Annotated in this window: 13 protein-coding genes; 8 read left to right on the plus strand and 5 right to left on the minus strand. The window is 36.5% G+C overall.

The window, feature by feature from the left end:
- Window positions 1-20: 20 nt before the first annotated feature.
- Window positions 21-3,128, minus strand: a complete 3,108-nt coding sequence (locus J580_RS07475) for an efflux RND transporter permease subunit (protein ID WP_032003634.1) — start codon at window positions 3,126-3,128, stop codon at window positions 21-23.
- Complete coding sequence (locus tag J580_RS07480) at window positions 3,125-4,291, minus strand: efflux RND transporter periplasmic adaptor subunit (RefSeq protein ID WP_032003635.1); 1,167 nt, start codon at window positions 4,289-4,291, stop codon at window positions 3,125-3,127. The genes J580_RS07475 and J580_RS07480 overlap by 4 nt, the downstream gene beginning before the upstream one ends.
- Before the next feature lie 143 nt (window positions 4,292-4,434).
- Here J580_RS07480 and adeR point away from each other — a divergent pair, with 143 nt between their 5' ends.
- From adeR to J580_RS07495, 3 genes are all read left to right on the plus strand, one after another.
- Window positions 4,435-5,166, plus strand: a complete 732-nt coding sequence (gene adeR, locus J580_RS07485; protein WP_005069228.1) for an efflux system response regulator transcription factor AdeR — start codon at window positions 4,435-4,437, stop codon at window positions 5,164-5,166.
- Window positions 5,156-6,220 (plus strand): two-component sensor histidine kinase AdeS, encoded by a 1,065-nt coding sequence (adeS, locus tag J580_RS07490; protein ID WP_032003636.1) that lies wholly within the window; start codon window positions 5,156-5,158, stop codon window positions 6,218-6,220. Before adeR ends, adeS begins: the two co-directional genes overlap by 11 nt.
- 119 nt (window positions 6,221-6,339) lie before the next feature.
- Entirely contained in the window at window positions 6,340-6,927 is a 588-nt protein-coding gene (locus tag J580_RS07495) for a uracil-DNA glycosylase family protein (protein ID WP_032003637.1), read from the plus strand.
- A gap of 17 nt (window positions 6,928-6,944) precedes the next feature.
- Here J580_RS07495 and J580_RS07500 read toward each other — a convergent pair whose 3' ends face one another.
- On the minus strand, window positions 6,945-8,534 hold the full coding sequence (locus J580_RS07500) for a phospholipase D family protein (protein WP_081403585.1): 1,590 nt from the start codon (window positions 8,532-8,534) through the stop codon (window positions 6,945-6,947).
- A gap of 188 nt (window positions 8,535-8,722) precedes the next feature.
- On the opposite strand from J580_RS07500, the gene J580_RS0103985 reads away from it, so the two are divergent.
- The 3 genes from J580_RS0103985 to J580_RS07510 all read left to right on the plus strand — a co-directional run bounded on the left by J580_RS0103985 (window position 8,723) and on the right by J580_RS07510 (window position 10,938).
- Window positions 8,723-9,157: a GFA family protein gene (locus tag J580_RS0103985; protein WP_081403557.1), complete on the plus strand. Its 435-nt coding sequence runs from the start codon at window positions 8,723-8,725 to the stop codon at window positions 9,155-9,157.
- Between the two features lie 187 nt (window positions 9,158-9,344).
- Window positions 9,345-9,800, plus strand: a complete 456-nt coding sequence (locus J580_RS07505) for a hypothetical protein (RefSeq protein WP_005069217.1) — start codon at window positions 9,345-9,347, stop codon at window positions 9,798-9,800.
- Window positions 9,801-10,632: 832 nt separating this feature from the next.
- Window positions 10,633-10,938 (plus strand): hypothetical protein, encoded by a 306-nt coding sequence (locus tag J580_RS07510; RefSeq protein ID WP_032003640.1) that lies wholly within the window; start codon window positions 10,633-10,635, stop codon window positions 10,936-10,938.
- A 66-nt stretch (window positions 10,939-11,004) separates the two neighbouring features.
- Here the strand turns inward: J580_RS07510 and J580_RS07515 are convergent, their stop codons facing one another.
- Window positions 11,005-12,162, minus strand: a complete 1,158-nt coding sequence (locus J580_RS07515; RefSeq protein WP_032003641.1) for a catalase family protein — start codon at window positions 12,160-12,162, stop codon at window positions 11,005-11,007.
- A 183-nt stretch (window positions 12,163-12,345) separates the two neighbouring features.
- Here J580_RS07515 and J580_RS07520 point away from each other — a divergent pair, with 183 nt between their 5' ends.
- The gene (locus J580_RS07520; protein ID WP_032003642.1) at window positions 12,346-14,217 is read left to right on the plus strand and encodes a hypothetical protein; all 1,872 of its coding nucleotides are present in this window, start codon (window positions 12,346-12,348) and stop codon (window positions 14,215-14,217) included.
- A 228-nt stretch (window positions 14,218-14,445) separates the two neighbouring features.
- Window positions 14,446-15,555, plus strand: a complete 1,110-nt coding sequence (locus tag J580_RS07525; protein ID WP_014206736.1) for an S-(hydroxymethyl)glutathione dehydrogenase/class III alcohol dehydrogenase — start codon at window positions 14,446-14,448, stop codon at window positions 15,553-15,555.
- A gap of 56 nt (window positions 15,556-15,611) precedes the next feature.
- Here the strand turns inward: J580_RS07525 and J580_RS07530 are convergent, their stop codons facing one another.
- The gene (locus tag J580_RS07530) at window positions 15,612-16,586 is read right to left on the minus strand and encodes a DUF4882 family protein (RefSeq protein WP_032003643.1); all 975 of its coding nucleotides are present in this window, start codon (window positions 16,584-16,586) and stop codon (window positions 15,612-15,614) included.
- Window positions 16,587-16,631: the final 45 nt, after the last annotated feature.

Below are 16,631 nucleotides of genomic sequence, written 5' to 3' on the forward strand. Positions count from 1 at the left end.
TTTCGCCTCAATCCATTTAACTAAGAATTAATTTTCTTTTTGGAAAATAGTTTCTCTGCAGCTCCCAACACAAAAATAAAGAACACGGGAACAAAAAAGATGGCCAAGATGGTGGCAGATATCATACCTCCAAATACCCCTGTACCTAATGCATGCTGAGTTTCCGAACTTGCTCCAGTTGCAATGACCAATGGGATAACACCACAGGTAAAGGCAAGGGAAGTCATCAAAATTGGGCGTAGGCGTAACTTTGCTGCTGCAACGGCTGCTTCAATTAAAGTCATGCCTTCTTCTTTGAGCATCTTTGCGAACTCAACAATTAAGATCGCATTTTTGGCAGATAAACCAATAATAGTGATGAGACCAATTTTGAAGAAAATATCATTTGGCATTCCTCTTAACATAATAGCCATTACCGCACCAAAGATTCCTAAAGGAACAACAAGCATGACAGATAACGGAATTGACCAACTTTCATAAAGTGCAGCTAAAACTAAAAACACGACTAACATTGATAAAGCAATAAGGAATACCATTTGAGATTCAGATTGCTTTTCTTGTAGTGAAATGCCTGTCCACTCATAACCAACACCTTGAGGAAGTTTAGCAATCAGCTTTTCCATTTCTCGCATCGCATCACCTGAAGATACCCCTATGTTAGGCACGCCAGCGATACTTAATGATGGTCGGCCATTGTAGCGATTATATTGCTGTGGCAACTTATTCCACTGAGGAATCACGACCTCAGATAAAGACACCAATTGTCCGTTTGCGCCTGCAACCTTCAAACTCAAGATATCTTTTAAATGCATTCGTGATTTTGCATTGGCTTGAACAATAACTTGTTGCATTCTGCCTTGATTTGGAAAATCATTGATATACATCGATCCCATTGAGGTCGAAATAATATCTGAAACAGAAGCAAAACTTACTCCTAGAGTGTTTAATTTCTCGCGGTCGATTTTTAAGCTAATATTGTCACCTTGAGGTAAACCTTCTGGGTAAACCATATAAAACTTTTTGTTTTGGGCAGCCATTTCCATGAGCTTTTCTTGGGCCGAAATCAAAGTAGGCATTCCTAAATTAGCTTTGTCTTGTAAACGCAAACTAAAGCCTGAAGATGTACCCAATTCATCAATGGCCGGAGGAAGTACAGACATAGTTGTACCTTCTTTACTATTTGACATTTCTGCATTTATGAAGTTGGTATAGTCAGTAGTAGATTTATTACGCTCACCAAAATCTTTTAAGGTTGTAAAAGCGAGTGCAACGTTTTGGCCAGCGCCACTAAATCCCCAACCCATAATTGAAATATTGCTTTTAACATCCGACTGCTCATTTAAATGGCCTTCAAAATCTTTCACAATTTTTGTTGTACGTTCAGCAGTCGCATCTGAAGGTAGTTGGAACGAAGTTAAAAACCAGCCTTGATCTTCCTCTGGCATAAAAGCAGTTGGCCAATATTTCATGCCTGCAAAAGTTAAACCTGTAATCACCACAAAAATAATTAGAGTCGGAATAGTATGTTTAACGATTTTAAGTAAAATCGCTTCATATTTTTTTGTGACTTTATCAAAGCTACGATCAAACCATGCATAAAAACCTTTCTTTTGATGATTTGCATCAACAGGTTTTAATAAGGTTGCACAAAGTGCAGGGGTGAGTGTTAAAGCTAAAAATGCCGAGAATAAAATTGAGACTGACATCGTAATGGTAAATTGGCGGTAAATAATACCGACCGAACCACTTGCTAAAGCCATTGGTAAAAATACGGCTGCCAACACCAAGGTAATACCAATAATCGGACTGGTAATCTCTGTCATGGCTTTAGAAGTCGCTTCTTTAGGAGATAGACCTTCGGTTGCCATAATTCGTTCTACATTCTCAACGACTACAATTGCGTCATCGACAATAATCCCGATCGCAAGCACCATACCGAACATAGTTAACACATTAATTGAGTAACCGGTTAAAAGCATGATGGTAAAGGTGCCAAGCAGGGCAATTGGAGCGACAATCGCAGGAATTAAGGTATAGCGAACATTATGAAGAAATAAATACATCACAATGAAGACCAAAACCATGGCTTCAATTAATGTATGAACTACCTTTTCTATCGAAATTTTAACAAAAGGAGCAGTATCGTAAGGAACGCTAAATTGCATGCCTTCAGGTAAATTTACTTTTAGTTCTTCGAGTTTCTGTTTTACCGCATCTGCTGTTTTTACTGCATTTGCACCAGGGCTCAACTGAATGGCAGCGGCTGTTGCAGGTTTACCATTTTCTAAAATCGCAAAATTATATGATTGAGCCCCCATTTCTACATCGGCTACATCCGACAACTTAATAGTGGCACCACTAATATTGCTCTTTAGACTAATATTTTTGAACTGCTCTACATTTTCAAGCTGTCCTTGAGCGGATAAAGGTATAGTAATTAATTGACCATTAACTAGAGGACGGTCACCAAGTCTACCTGGTGCAATATCGATATTATTGTTACGAATTGCATTATTTACATCGCTAATCGATAGACCATAAGAAACTAATTTATTGGGGTCTACCCAAATTCGCATCGCTTTTTCGGCACCAAAAGACTGAATTTTCCCGACACCTTCAACACGTTTAAGCTCTTCGACCACATTACGAACCAGATAATCACTCAAATCGACTTCTGAATAACGATGGTTAGGTGAGTTTAAACCGACAAGCATTAAAAAGCCTGAGGAAGACGCCTCTACAGCTAAGCCTTGTTGGCGGACGACTTGGGGTAAGCGTGCTTCAACAGCTTTAATTTTGTTTTGTACGTCGACTTGCGCCATATCCACATCGGTACCGGGTTTAAATGTCGCGGTAATTTCAGCGGTTCCTGAAGAATCCGTTGTAGCACTATAGTAGAGTAAGTTTTTTACTCCTGACATTTCGCGTTCAATGAGGGTAATCACACTATCATTAATCGTTTTGGGAGTAGCACCAGGATAACTTGCTGTAATGTTCACTTCGGGTGGAGCGACACTCGGAAAGCGTGCAATGGGTAACTTTGGAATACTTAGTACACCAAATAGAATGATAAAAATTGCAATTACCCATGCAAAAACAGGGCGGCGAATAAAGAATTGAGACATCATTTAGCATCTCCTTGCTTCGCCGTATTTTCTGTTGAGGCTGCTTTCCATGCTGAAATTGCTAGTTTTTGGTTGGGCTGAATACGCTCTATACCTTCAACGACAACTTTTTCGCCTGCTTTCAGCCCTTTATTGATGAGATAAAACTGCTCATATTGTTGCCCTAACTCTACTGAGCGAACATCTGCGCCACCTTTGGCATTCACTACATAAACTTGAGGATCGCCATTCATATTGCGCTGAATAGCTTGTTCTGGCACGAGTAAAGCCTGAGGAACTGAAGCACGCTCAATATTAACGCGGACATACATACCTGGCAGTAATTTTCTTTCAGGATTATTGACTTCAATACGAATAGTGACATCCCCTGTTTCAGGGTCCACATTTATATCTTCAAACAGCATTTTTGCTGTAACGTTATAGGGTTGTCCCAAACTATTCAAAATCTGTACAGCTTTTTGATTGTTGGCAGATAACTCACCACTTTGTAGAGCTGCCTGTAAACGCTCATATTCCCCAATAGACTGCTTTACATCGACATAAACGCGGTCAATTTGTTGAATGGTCGCCATAGTATTGCTATCAGCCTGACTAACCAAAGCGCCTTCTGTTACGAACGATTTACCAATACGTCCGGAAATCGGTGCTCGCACTGTCGCATACTGTAAATTAAGATTTTGTCGAGCTAATAATGCTTTCATTTGAGCAACATCTGCAATCGCTTGTCGATATTGTGCTTCGGCATTACTTACTTCTTGTTTACTAATCGCATTACTTGGTAAAAGTTGCTGATAACGCTCAAGTTGTATTTTTAGGCGGTTTACTTCTGCTTCAGCTTTATTTAAACCCGCTCGATTACTATTTACATCAGCCTCAAATGTTTCTGAGTTTATTTTGTATAGAGGTTGTCCAGCTTTAACTTCACTACCTTGAGCGAATAAAACTTTTTCGATAATACCGCCAACTTGAGGACGAATTTCGGCAGTTCTGAAAGCTTGAACGCGCGCTGGTAGATTTTCACTTAAGTTAATAGACTGCGGTTGAATTGAAATAATGGTAACCTTAGCCGTAGATACTTGTGTTTGATCACTTACTTGTTCATTGCCACAGCCGTTTAACACAAAAACGAAAGATAAAACGAATGGAACTAAAAAATGCTTTTGCACTTTTATAACACCTAATGGACTTCTAGATGCTGGCATTATTTTTGATGTGTGTGTAACCAAAATCACGAATATGTGGAAAAAGTGTGGAGATCTATCAAAAAATACGCGTATGATAAATCAAATTTTTCCCGCGTCTTATTGCTATGTTCGAGTCAACCTTTACGTTTAATTGTCAGGATAAGCTTATTCTTGTTGTAGAAGATGAATATGATATTGGCGATATTATTGAACATTATCTTAAGCGTGAAGGTATGCGTGTTGTACGGGCCATGAATGGTAAGCAGGCAATTGAAATACACGCAGCGCAGCCTATTGATCTGGTGATTCTCGATATAAAAATGCCGGAACTGAGCGGGTGGGAAGTACTGAATAAAATTCGGCAAAAAGCAGCAACACCAGTCATTATGCTTACGGCTTTAGATCAAGAAATTGATAAAGTCATGGCTTTAAGAATTGGAGCAGACGACTTTGTCGTAAAACCCTTTAACCCAAATGAAGTGGTCGCACGTGTACAAGCAGTACTAAGACGTACTCAACAAAACCAACAAACTCCTAACCGAAATCTGATTTATAAAAATATTGAGGTGAATACCGAAATTCATACTGCTTACATCCATTCGGGGGATCAAAAACAAGCACTCAATTTAACTCTAACTGAGTACAAAATTTTATTACTGATGTTGCCTCATCCTCATAAAGTCTTTACCCGTTCAGAACTCATGAATCAGTGTCTACCAGATCGAGATGCATTAGAACGTACGGTCGATAGTCACGTCAGTAAGCTACGAAAGAAAATAGAAGATCTTGGTTTACGAAATATGCTCATCAATGTTCGCGGTGTAGGCTACAGGTTGGATCATCCACATGAAAAATAAAACAGGCATTAGTAAACAACTGATTATTGCACTGAGCTTTACCAGCCTAAGTGTTACGCTGAGTTCGCTAATTTTAGGTTATGGCACCTACTATGTTGCAATTGAAGTAGGGCTTATATCTCTCGAAAAGCTGAAAGAAAGTGATGAGTTTTTCCACTATCTAGATGGTATATGGTTATTCGCCGTGCTTTTGTTTGGCACAGCATTATCAATTATTTTAGGCATCAAGCTTGCTCAACGTTTTATTGTGCCTATTAATCTATTAGCAGATGCAGCAAAGAAAATTAGTCATGGGGATTTAAGCGCTCGAGTTGAAAAACCAATGCATCATTCTTCTGAAATTGGTGAGCTTATGGATAATTTTAATGATATGGCTCAAAAACTAGAGACCTCAGTTGAAAATGCTCATGTCTGGAATGCCGCAATTGCACATGAGTTGAGAACGCCAGTCACCATTTTGCAAGGTAGGTTGCAGGGAATTATTGATGGTGTTTTTGAAGCTGACCCTATTTTATTTAAAAACTTACTGAATCAAGTAGAAGGTCTTTCAAACCTAGTCGAAGATTTACGTACATTGAGTCTTTTTGAAAACCAACAGCTTAGACTTAACCTCGAAACGATTTGTTTTAATGAAACTGCTCACAAAGTCGTGCACATGTTTGAAGAAAAATTAGAAAAAGCTCAGCTTAAAGTCATTTTCGATATTGAAGCGCCAAAAGTTGAGTGTGACCAACGGCGAATTGAACAGATTTTAATTGCTTTACTGGATAACGCTACACGTTATGCAAATCCGGGAAAGTTAATTGTTTCAACGAGACAAGAACAAACTAGCTGGATTCTTGAAATAGAAGATGAAGGACCTGGCATTTCAGCTGAGCATCGCAAAGATTTATTTAACCCTTTTTTCAGGTTAGAACAATCAAGAAATAAAGAGTTAGGCGGCACTGGGTTAGGTCTTTCGGTCGTACAAGCTCTTGTCATTGCCCATAAAGGTCAAGTCGATTATTTAAATCAACATTCACATAGTATTTTTAAAATAAGCATTCCTCAATAATGATCGCTTTTGTACAACCTTTAACGCTTTAATCAAGAGAAATTGCATTTCATGACTCGTGATTAACTAAAAAATAGGTTAATTTGTTTATAAAATTTTTAAGTAAATACTGATTTTTTATGATAATTGAGATAGAAACTCATCCACTTGAGCCATTTTTACCTGAGAATGCCCGTTTATTAATGTTGGGCAGTTTTCCACCGCCACGTAATAAATGGAAGATGGATTTTTACTATCCTAATTTCCAAAATGATATGTGGCGTATTTTCGGTTTAATTTTTTTCCAAGACAAAACTTACTTTTTAAGTGGAAGCCAAAAAAATTTTAATGAAGAACGTATTCGAAACTTCTTGATTGAAACTGGTATTGCAATCTTTGATACCGCTTATCAAATTAAGCGGTTGAAAGGGAATGCTGCAGATAAATTTCTTGAAATAGTAACACCAACAGATCTTGCGGTTTTGCTTCAGCAGATTCCTCTATGTCAAACCATTATGACCACAGGCGATAAAGCGACTGATACTTTAATTTCAGTTTTACCAGAGCACACCGAAAAACCGCTTATAGGAATGTCTACCTCGACTTACTTTGCTGGACGAAATATTAATTTATATCGTCTACCATCTTCTTCTAGAGCATATCCATTAGCGCTAGAGAAGAAAGCAGAGGCTTATCAAAAATTCTTTAAAGAGATAGGCATTTTATAAGTAAACTTGAAATGCTGTTACATCATCCATTCAACTGGTAAATATGAAACAGCTTTAATCATGGTACGTTGGAAAAGGCTCGTATCTGGGTCTTTTTCATATTCAACAATCTTTCCATCCGACTGATAATCTAACCAAACAATTTTGCCTTCACTATTTAACTTAAGCTGGTAAGCAACTTGAGGTAAGTGCTGATCGAGCATGACCGAAATTTGCGCTTGTAATTGACTCGACTCAATAACCAGACCGACCTCAGTATTTAAGTAAGTCGAACGAGGATCAAAGTTAAACGAACCAATAAATACTTTACCGTCTACATCAAAAAACTTGGCATGTAAGCTCGATTTATTTTTACCTTTAGCAGGGATCACACTTCCAGTCACCACTTCATACCAAGTTCTGCGTCTGCGTTCTAAAAAGGGCTTAAACTCAAATAGTTCTACACCACTTTTAAGCATCTCGACTCGATATTGACTATAAAAGGCATGCACAATTGCCACGTCATTTGCAGCAAAAGAGTTGGTTAAAACCCTGACTTTAACACCTTGCACCTTGAGTTGCTTTAAATAGTAAGTGCCTTGTTGGGTAGGAACAAAATAAGCAGAAGCTAATTCAATATGCTGCTTTGGTTCACCCATAATCTTTAGGACTTGCCCATAAAGCATTTCTTCTTTAGAGGCTAGTCCTAAGATTTTTTTAGGTGAATCGGCAACAAAATATGCTTTTGACCACTGGATTGGATAGTGCTCTAAAAGTTCTTTTAAATAGCTTTGAGCATCGTAAAGCTTATCTTCAGTTTGAGTATGATTTTCACTTTCATGAATTAAATCATGGTAGTGCTGCCTTAGTGTTTGCAAATGGTGAACAGCACATGTTCCCACCAGCTCAGTAGCATTTTGACTTAAATCACTTTGCCAAAAATCATTAAAGACAGACTGTGCATGTTGTACGGTATGTCCATAAAATAAAATATCTAGATCTGTAAACTGAAATTTACTACTTGCGTCAAAATATTCACTACTAATATTTCGACCGCCTGTTACCGCAATCACGCCATCCGCAATAATTAACTTATTATGCATGCGATGGTTTACTTTTTTGAACCGAAAAATATAGTCTAAAATTCTTAAATATCTAAACTTGTATGGATTAAATAATCGAATTTCAAAATTGGGGTGGTGGAGAAGGCTTCTAAGAACTCCATCCAGCTTTACTCCATTTTGATCATCAATGAGTAACCGAACTTTTACACCACGATCTGCCGCCGTTAGTAACTCGTGCAGCATTAAGTTTCCAACAAAATCATTGGTCCAAATATAATATTGTAAATCGATTTTTTCTTTTGCATTTCTAATCAGATACATACGAGAAGCGATACTGATAAAGGCATCATCTAATGCCACAAAAGCAGTCAGTCCTTGTTCTGTTTTTTTTGTAGCTTGCTCATCATTCAACCAATTAAAGCTATTCGTCACTATATCATTCTCATCAGGGTCGTATGTACCGTTATACGAAGGTGTATGTGTAAAGCCCCAAGCATTTAATGCCATACTACTATACTGCTGATAAATTTGATTAATCATGTAAGCTTTTAACGTCGCATCCAAGATAAACACATCTCAGCATTTTTATATTCAATTTATATGTCAAAATTCATATTAAACGTTATAAATACATTCTGCCAAGCCTCAACGCTAGCAATTCTTTATTTTTATAGAGATATATCTATTTAAAAATATAAAGTTAAATTTAACCCTTTTATGCCTAATGCTATATTCACCATTATTTTTTAAGGATGCTTGAGATGAGTCACGTGGGTTCTTGTCTGTGCCATGAAGTCAAATTTTCAGTTACTAAGAAAATAAACACGGTCTATCACTGCCACTGTAGTCTCTGCCGTAAACAAACCGGAACCGGGGCAAACGCAGCAACATTAGTAAATAAGGATAAATTTGAGTGGTTATCAGGTTTAGAACTTGTCCGTACCTATAAAAAAGAAACAGGCTTTACATCTTCATTTTGCAGTCAATGTGGCTCACCAGTACCTAACTTGGTAGGCACTACTAATTTTATGTGGATTCCATTAGGCCTGTTAGACCAAGATATTGTTGTGCTAAAAAAGCTTAATTTTTGTATCGTTTCAAAGTCAAATTGGGTAAACACAGTAGATGCAGATGAATCTTACGATGAACTTCCAACTTTAAATGAACTAAACATATTGTTTGAGTAAAGAATTTTAAAAAATGAGACTTAGTTTGCATTAAATTTAATTTTTTCGGATGGTTATGCTTGCAGGTTTCACAAAAACACACTAATTACAATTGGCAGTACAACAATTACATTAGAAAACATGATATCTATCATACTTCCTTAAAGGGCTGAGTGAGTAGCTTAATAATAAAAGGGAGAAAATAGAGATGCCACAATATTTAATCATCGCTGAGAATGTATATAAAAAGATTGAGGACAAAAATTTATTTTCAGAAAGCTCGGCAGAAAACTTAAATCAATTAGTTGGTGTAATTCGTAATGAAATTAAAGGCACCAAATTTAAACTTAAATACAATTTTATAGATTTTGAGGAATGCCTAACTAAGCCCTTAGAGGAGTGTGCCATTAAGTTAGACATGAGCCTTATGCCTAACTATAAAAATAAAGATGAATATATACTCTGGCTTGCAGGTTTTATTGAAAGAATTACGACAGGAGGTGAGGCGAAGCTTCCGCCGATCTCAAAATTTATTCCTCCAGACTATAAGTTTAATTATGAGGAACCACCCAAAGTATCATCTTCTACACAAGATGGTGGAGAGATGATCATTAATTATTTCAAATCAGATGCTTTTAATAAAATTATAAGCCAAGAAAAATAAGTACATAAAAAATATAGAAGTGATCGTCCACTACACTTCTATATCTCGCTGTAAATTCAGCAACCGCCTACTGGGGCGGTTTTTTAATTTTATCCACCTTATTTATAAAAAATATATTGTTATAACTTTTCACAAAAGTTTGCATAACGCACAGAATCTGTCTCATTGGCCTAAAAACAGATACAACCTTCAATGTTAATTTTAAATTTACTTAATTATCGTTTGGAGATAAGTATGTTCAAGGCTATGTTTTTCTTTAGTGCTGGTGCCGTTTTCGGATACTGCTGTAAACACAAGGAGGATAAAGCTAAAGAGGAAAACTCATCAAAATAAGCGAACTGCATTCATAAAGAACTTACTAATGAGTTGGTTTTTTATAAGGAGGTGTCTATGCTCCACAACCTTAGACAGGTTTTCTGTATTCATGTCTGGGAATATGACTTTGATATTACTCATGACGAAATTAAAGAATGCAGAAAATGTGGGAAAATTCATAAAATCAAGAGTTTTCCCAAATTGACTTAAGATGTAAATTTTTACTTTTAGTCTTAAGTGAATATTAAAAATTAAATAGGCTCAAAATTTTAAATATTGAGCCTATTTAATATAAAATTTAATTAATTACCCTTAAATAAGATTAAAGAATACCTACCAATTTAATCAGAATAAAATCCCAAATAAATCACATTTTAAAACAATAAAATAGTTATATTACACATAACTTATCAATAAAAATTAAAAATACAGAAACAATTTAATAAAAATTAAAAACTTATTTTTATAGCTTTCAACTTATACTTATATTTTACAAATAATTAATAAGGAGATAGAAATGCCAAAATACTTACTATTAGCAGAAAAAATTAATAAAAATATTAAAAGTTCTTATTCAAACAATCATTTTAGAAATTTAAATAATCTTATTGTAGAAATAAAAAAAGCTATTGCAGGCACTGAACTAAAGTTTTTATATAACTTTGTGAACTTCGAAGGTGTTGTTATTAGTGTAAAAAATGAAATCCCTATTAAGCTAGATATGAGTTTGATTCCAAAGCATAAAAGCGAAGATGACTTCATTTTATGGTTGGCAGATTTTATTGATCGAATCACTATCGATACAAGCAAAAATCTTGCTTAAAAAGAAACAATTGCAAACTCTCATCTTTAGAAAAATTTTTACACCAAACTACAATGGCTAAAGTATTTAAGGTTCTTGTCTAAGAGCTGAATTCATATCATGTCGAACTCTGCTGATGTTTTCATAAATGACTTTACGCATTCGGTTTACTGCGCCTAATGGTTTATGCTCAGGTAGGGCATGCCACGGTGTAAAAGACAGATTCTCACAAAACTTATTTTGCTCGGGTGTGTCAAAGTCCTGCTTGGGAATATGAATAGTTGCTACTTGATAGAAAGGAGCTGCTTTTTCATCCCATTCTGTCATTGAGTCCTCTACCAACATTTGATTTGAAGTTCGTGGTTGAATAAGAAATTCCATACAAGCATCTGTACTTTGCAAAGTTTTCTTTAAAGCTTCTCTTAAAAAATCATGACTAGGATTCTTGGGTAGATTGTTTGGCTGCATTGAACAAGCACGTACTGAATATTTAACTGCTTGTCGATCATTGCCAAGTCCTAACTGATAGGGAACCATAGACCAATAACGTGCGTATAATGGATTTGCAATTTGTGAATTACGTGCTCCCAGAGCATTCATTGTTCCTTTAAAACCTAACGCAAATGGAATGTGAAGTTTTCTGACCATATTATGGCTATTCACGTCATTCATAAAAGAAAGATACCGTTTAGCATCATTCGCAAAAAAGACTGGATGATTAATCATAATAAAATCTTGAGTAGTTGCTTGCTTATCACTTTCTAAAATTTTCTGTCCAGACACACCTAAAATTTTTATTGCTATGCCACGTGCATCTTTTTTAATGTCGGCATTAGAGGCATCATTTGAAGCATTAGAAAATCGAATCCATGCTTGATAACTTCGATCTGGAATAAACATTCCTTTAGCAAACTGGGCAGGTATATTTTTTGAGACATGAAAATCGGCACGAACACAACCATGCGCCTTAGGATGTGCATCACGTAAAGCATTTCCAGCCGTATACTGTTCCCGAATTGACTTTTCAATGACTTGAGCTATGTTTTGAGCGAGCAACTCTTCGTTAGGCTGTAACTTTTCTCCTAACACTGGGTCGATCTCTGAATAAGAGTTACTTTCCGAAGAGATCTTTGTGGTCGACGTTGTGTTGGAATATAAAGTTTCTGTACAACCTGATAATGCAAATACAAGTGGAGTAAATAAAAACAAACCCTTAAAATTTATAGGCTGTATAAAAGTTTCCATTTATTAACTCCTCAGTGTAAAAATATTTTAGGATAATATTAAGATTTCATGTTTAATTTTATTTTGAACTTTATGAAAAATATAAACTGTAAATAATTTAAACGTCATTGTTACTTATCTGAACAATAAAATAGGAATTATTATTTAATATAAAATTTCTTAATACATTAAGAGAATGTAGACATGATAACCAACTCACAAAATGTACAAAATAATACTAATACATCACCTCGCCCAATCACTCAGAATACACTTATTGATCGGTTTAGCCCTATTTATTGGAGAATAGACGGCCCGCAAACGATGTCTTTCGCCATTACGAACTATGGAAATGGTTTTGAAGCATCTTTTAGATCACGTATGACAAATGATTTGGTAGGAATTACTTGGGATTCTTATGACACTAAAGATCATAAATTTTTAGCGTATCAAACCAAATATAGCTATGCAGGGGTGGTTTGGGACTTCGATATTGAGTTATCTGCCACGATGCCAGTACTTAACAATCCAAGTTTAACGCCCACTTTAACGGTGTACTACAATGAAAATGGCGTAAATAAAATTGCATATATTGTTCTATTTAATTACGCAAATAATCCTTCCTCGCGAACGGCACATATTCGTATTAATTGGGATACAGTAAAAGCAGGCTTCTCTGCTACAGATAGCTTTCCGGTAACCAATATTCAGCGAATCTCATTTTCTGGCTTTACCAGTGACTATAATGGCCAAACTGCTACACCTTTAAGTCAACCAAAAGATGGCTACATTCGTCTCACCAACTCCGTTGTAACTGGAACAAATGCAAAGTTAAATTTGAGCCGTGTAGTTGTGCCACAGCACAATTATGGCATCTGCACCAGCTATGATGACCACTATGACTTAAACCCGCAGCGCCTAGTCAACAATATGGTTGCTTTGGGATACCAGGGTTTCGTTAACCACTATTGTGGAATGTCGCATTATCCAGAAATGACATGGAAAAGCGATATTAATAAATGGCAAATACCTGATACGTTGGTGACAGGCGAGGCGGTCGTTAACTCATGCACTCGTAAATGGCATGAGAAATATGCCCAGGCTTTACATAACGCCAGTTTACAACCCATTTTTGGGGTCAGTTTTGAAATGTATTCCTTGGGGGCCAATGAATATTGGGCACAGCGTGACTGGAACAGTAATTTAGGTAAAACAGGCTACCAACCACCGAGCTATTTTTTTAGTTTAAGTCATCAGAATGCTTTGGCATATCTACATAAAGTCTTTATTGAGTTTGCTGATGCAATGGTAGTGGGTGGATGCGATGTAAATATGCAGATTGGTGAACCTTGGTGGTGGTATAACACTGACACCAATCTACCTTGTGTGTATGACTACCCAACAAAATTGGCTTTTAATGCAGATACAGGATTATATGCACCAGATTTGGGTACAATTTATGAGGCAATGAATAAAACAGGAACGCCATATGATGAGTTTAAAACATGGCTCCGAAATAAATTAGGTCAAACCTGTCAAAATATTCGTACCGTGATCAAAGCAAAATATTCCAGTGCCAAAGTTAGCCCGCTCATTTTCTTTCCTTCCATTCAATCTCCAATTCAGACTTTAGCCACTTATATTAACTATCCAAGCCAACACTACTCATATCCTAATTTTGATTACATGATGACAGAAGCTTATGACTGGCTATTAGAAGCTCGCTTAGACTTGGCACATCAGGCAGTTTCCCAAATACCTATACAAGGGTTAGGCTATCCTGCAAATAAAGTCATTTATTTATCTGGTTTTGTTCCCGATGCCTCTATTGCTTATATCTATGGTTTTGATAAAACCAAACCATATCGAACACCCATTTGGCAACGAATTTTTGGTGACATGAAAAACAATTTTTCTTTAGGGTTAATGAAGCAATTTATCTGGGCCTATCCACAGGTTATGTTTGATTCAATTACGATTGATACCACTCAAGCCCCAAATGGCTTCTTTGTTGAAAATACGCTTTACTCACCAATTAGTGATAACACACCATATCCACCAGATATTTACCTCTAAGTAAAAATAAGCTGCTTATAAGATAATGATTTGATAGGAAACCTCTTCAAGTAAGAGGTTTTCTTCTTTTTTAAATGTAGGCTTGCTTAGATGTATCTGACTGGCTATGCTGTGATGGATTGTCATGAAAGCCAATTTTAATTTAAGCAAAATTAAGCTCTTGTATTATCAATATATAATCTATTTTGCTCGACTATAAATACCGAATGATTTAAAGGAAACCCAAAGATGAAATCTCGTGCAGCTGTCGCCTTTGCCCCAGGAAAACCTTTAGAAATTGTTGAAGTTGATGTTGCACCACCTCAAGCGGGTGAAGTTTTAATAAAAATTACCCATACGGGCGTTTGTCATACCGATGCTTTTACATTATCTGGAGATGACCCAGAAGGTGTTTTTCCTGCCATCTTAGGTCATGAAGGCGCAGGTGTTGTGGTTGAAGTGGGTGAGGGCGTAACAAGCGTTCAACCAGGTGATCACGTGATTCCACTTTATACAGCTGAATGTAAAGAATGCTTATTCTGTAAATCTGGAAAAACTAACTTGTGTGTTGCGGTACGTGCTACTCAAGGTAAAGGTGTAATGCCAGATGGAACCACACGTTTTTCATATAACGGCGAACCAATTTATCACTATATGGGTTGTTCAACCTTTAGTGAATATACGGTAGTTGCAGAGGTATCATTAGCAAAAATCAATCCTGAAGCGAATCACGAACAAGTTTGTTTACTTGGATGTGGTGTGACAACTGGTATTGGCGCCGTGCATAACACAGCAAAAGTACAAGAAGGTGATTCTGTTGCTGTATTTGGTCTAGGCGGTATTGGTTTAGCTGTTGTACAAGGTGCACGTCAAGCGAAAGCAGGGCGTATTATTGTCGTAGATACAAACCCAGATAAATTTGAACTTGCTAAACAGTTTGGCGCTACAGATTTCTTAAATCCAAAAGATTATGACCAACCTATTCAGCAAGTGATTGTAGAAATGACAGGTTGGGGCGTAGATCATTCATTTGAATGTATTGGTAACGTCAATGTTATGCGCTCGGCTCTAGAGTGTGCACATCGTGGTTGGGGACAATCCGTTATTATTGGTGTTGCTGGTGCAGGCCAAGAAATTTCGACACGCCCATTCCAGCTAGTGACGGGCCGTAAATGGTTAGGTACTGCGTTTGGTGGAGTAAAAGGTCGTACACAACTTCCTAAAATGGTCGAAGATGCTATGAAAGGTGAGATTCAACTTGAGCCTTTTGTAACACATACCATGCCTTTACAAGATATTAATACTGCTTTTGATTTAATGCATGAAGGTAAATCAATTCGTACTGTCATTCATTTCTAAATGAAAGAAAAAAGGGCTGTGATTCAGCCCTTTTTTTCCACTTATAATTTTATATCTTAGATGGCATTACCACACATGTCTGTTGTGCCTTGAGGGTAGTTAAACTGTAGTGCATTACGGTCAGTAATCAGTTCATTTGACAATTCTTGTCCAAATAACTGATTAGAATATATTGATATACCACTTGAGACAGAAAAACGTATATTTTCAAGTGGAGCAGGTAAAGTAGATTGATACCCCTGATCAACACCATTTAAAATAAAGCCAACTCGCTTAGTGTTCTGATTAATATACATCCCTAATCTCTGGTATCCATTTGAACTATTTGTCATGTTTTGACCTTTATAATATGGATTGTCAGGGCCGCTATTATCACTAATTCGGTAAGCTACAGAATAGCTTAATCTAGCAGGATTTTCACCAAAATCTGGATCATACCCCCCCATATCAAACCAAAAGCTGGATCTAACGGTATAACCATTATTTGTTACCCCCCTAAATCCAATGCCAGAGGAGTAATAAGTAGAATTACCAAGTGATGAATTCCCAAGGGCTGATGTTGGAAGCTTAAGCTCCATTTCAAATGCAACAATACCTGTATGAGGTAATGTGAAATCTCCAGTGTCATTAGCCAAATTAAGACCAACTTTACTTAGAGCTACATAATTCAAATCGCTATATTCACTTTCTGACCTAGGCTCCACTTTAAAACCAAATTTTTGCTCATTTATGAATGGAAATACATCCCTAGGAAAATATTCAGGGTGTTCATTATTCCAAAGATCATAATCTTCTTGAGTCGCATCAAAATTATATTTACAGACTGGCGCAGAAGAATTAAGGGAGGTAGTTTGAACCAAGAGGGTTTGAGACGCTAATTTTTCATTCTTTGTAGCTGATGAAATGCTTTTAGATGCGACTTTTTGGTTAGATTCGCTACGCGGTACTGTATTTGTATTATCAGAAGATACTTGATACATTGCCCAACATAATGTCACTGCACTAACAGCAACTATACCTATTTTTTTCATAAACATTCCTATTAAGTTAAGTATAAAATTCTTAGAAAGTAGTGT

The sequence above is a fragment of the Acinetobacter sp. 1542444 genome, assembly GCF_000581835.1.
GTDB lineage: Bacteria > Pseudomonadota > Gammaproteobacteria > Pseudomonadales > Moraxellaceae > Acinetobacter > Acinetobacter pittii.

Coding starts and splice junctions, on each gene's coding strand:
- J580_RS07475 (WP_032003634.1), bottom strand. CDS start 3,128: ATGATGTCTCAATTCTTTATTCGCCGCCCTGTTTTTGCATGGGTAATT.
- adeR (WP_005069228.1), top strand. CDS start 4,435: ATGTTCGAGTCAACCTTTACGTTTAATTGTCAGGATAAGCTTATTCTT.
- adeS (WP_032003636.1), top strand. CDS start 5,156: ATGAAAAATAAAACAGGCATTAGTAAACAACTGATTATTGCACTGAGC.
- J580_RS07495 (WP_032003637.1), top strand. CDS start 6,340: ATGATAATTGAGATAGAAACTCATCCACTTGAGCCATTTTTACCTGAG.
- J580_RS0103985 (WP_081403557.1), top strand. CDS start 8,723: ATGCTTGAGATGAGTCACGTGGGTTCTTGTCTGTGCCATGAAGTCAAA.
- J580_RS07505 (WP_005069217.1), top strand. CDS start 9,345: ATGCCACAATATTTAATCATCGCTGAGAATGTATATAAAAAGATTGAG.
- J580_RS07510 (WP_032003640.1), top strand. CDS start 10,633: ATGCCAAAATACTTACTATTAGCAGAAAAAATTAATAAAAATATTAAA.
- J580_RS07515 (WP_032003641.1), bottom strand. CDS start 12,162: ATGGAAACTTTTATACAGCCTATAAATTTTAAGGGTTTGTTTTTATTT.
- J580_RS07520 (WP_032003642.1), top strand. CDS start 12,346: ATGATAACCAACTCACAAAATGTACAAAATAATACTAATACATCACCT.
- J580_RS07525 (WP_014206736.1), top strand. CDS start 14,446: ATGAAATCTCGTGCAGCTGTCGCCTTTGCCCCAGGAAAACCTTTAGAA.
- J580_RS07530 (WP_032003643.1), bottom strand. CDS start 16,586: ATGAAAAAAATAGGTATAGTTGCTGTTAGTGCAGTGACATTATGTTGG.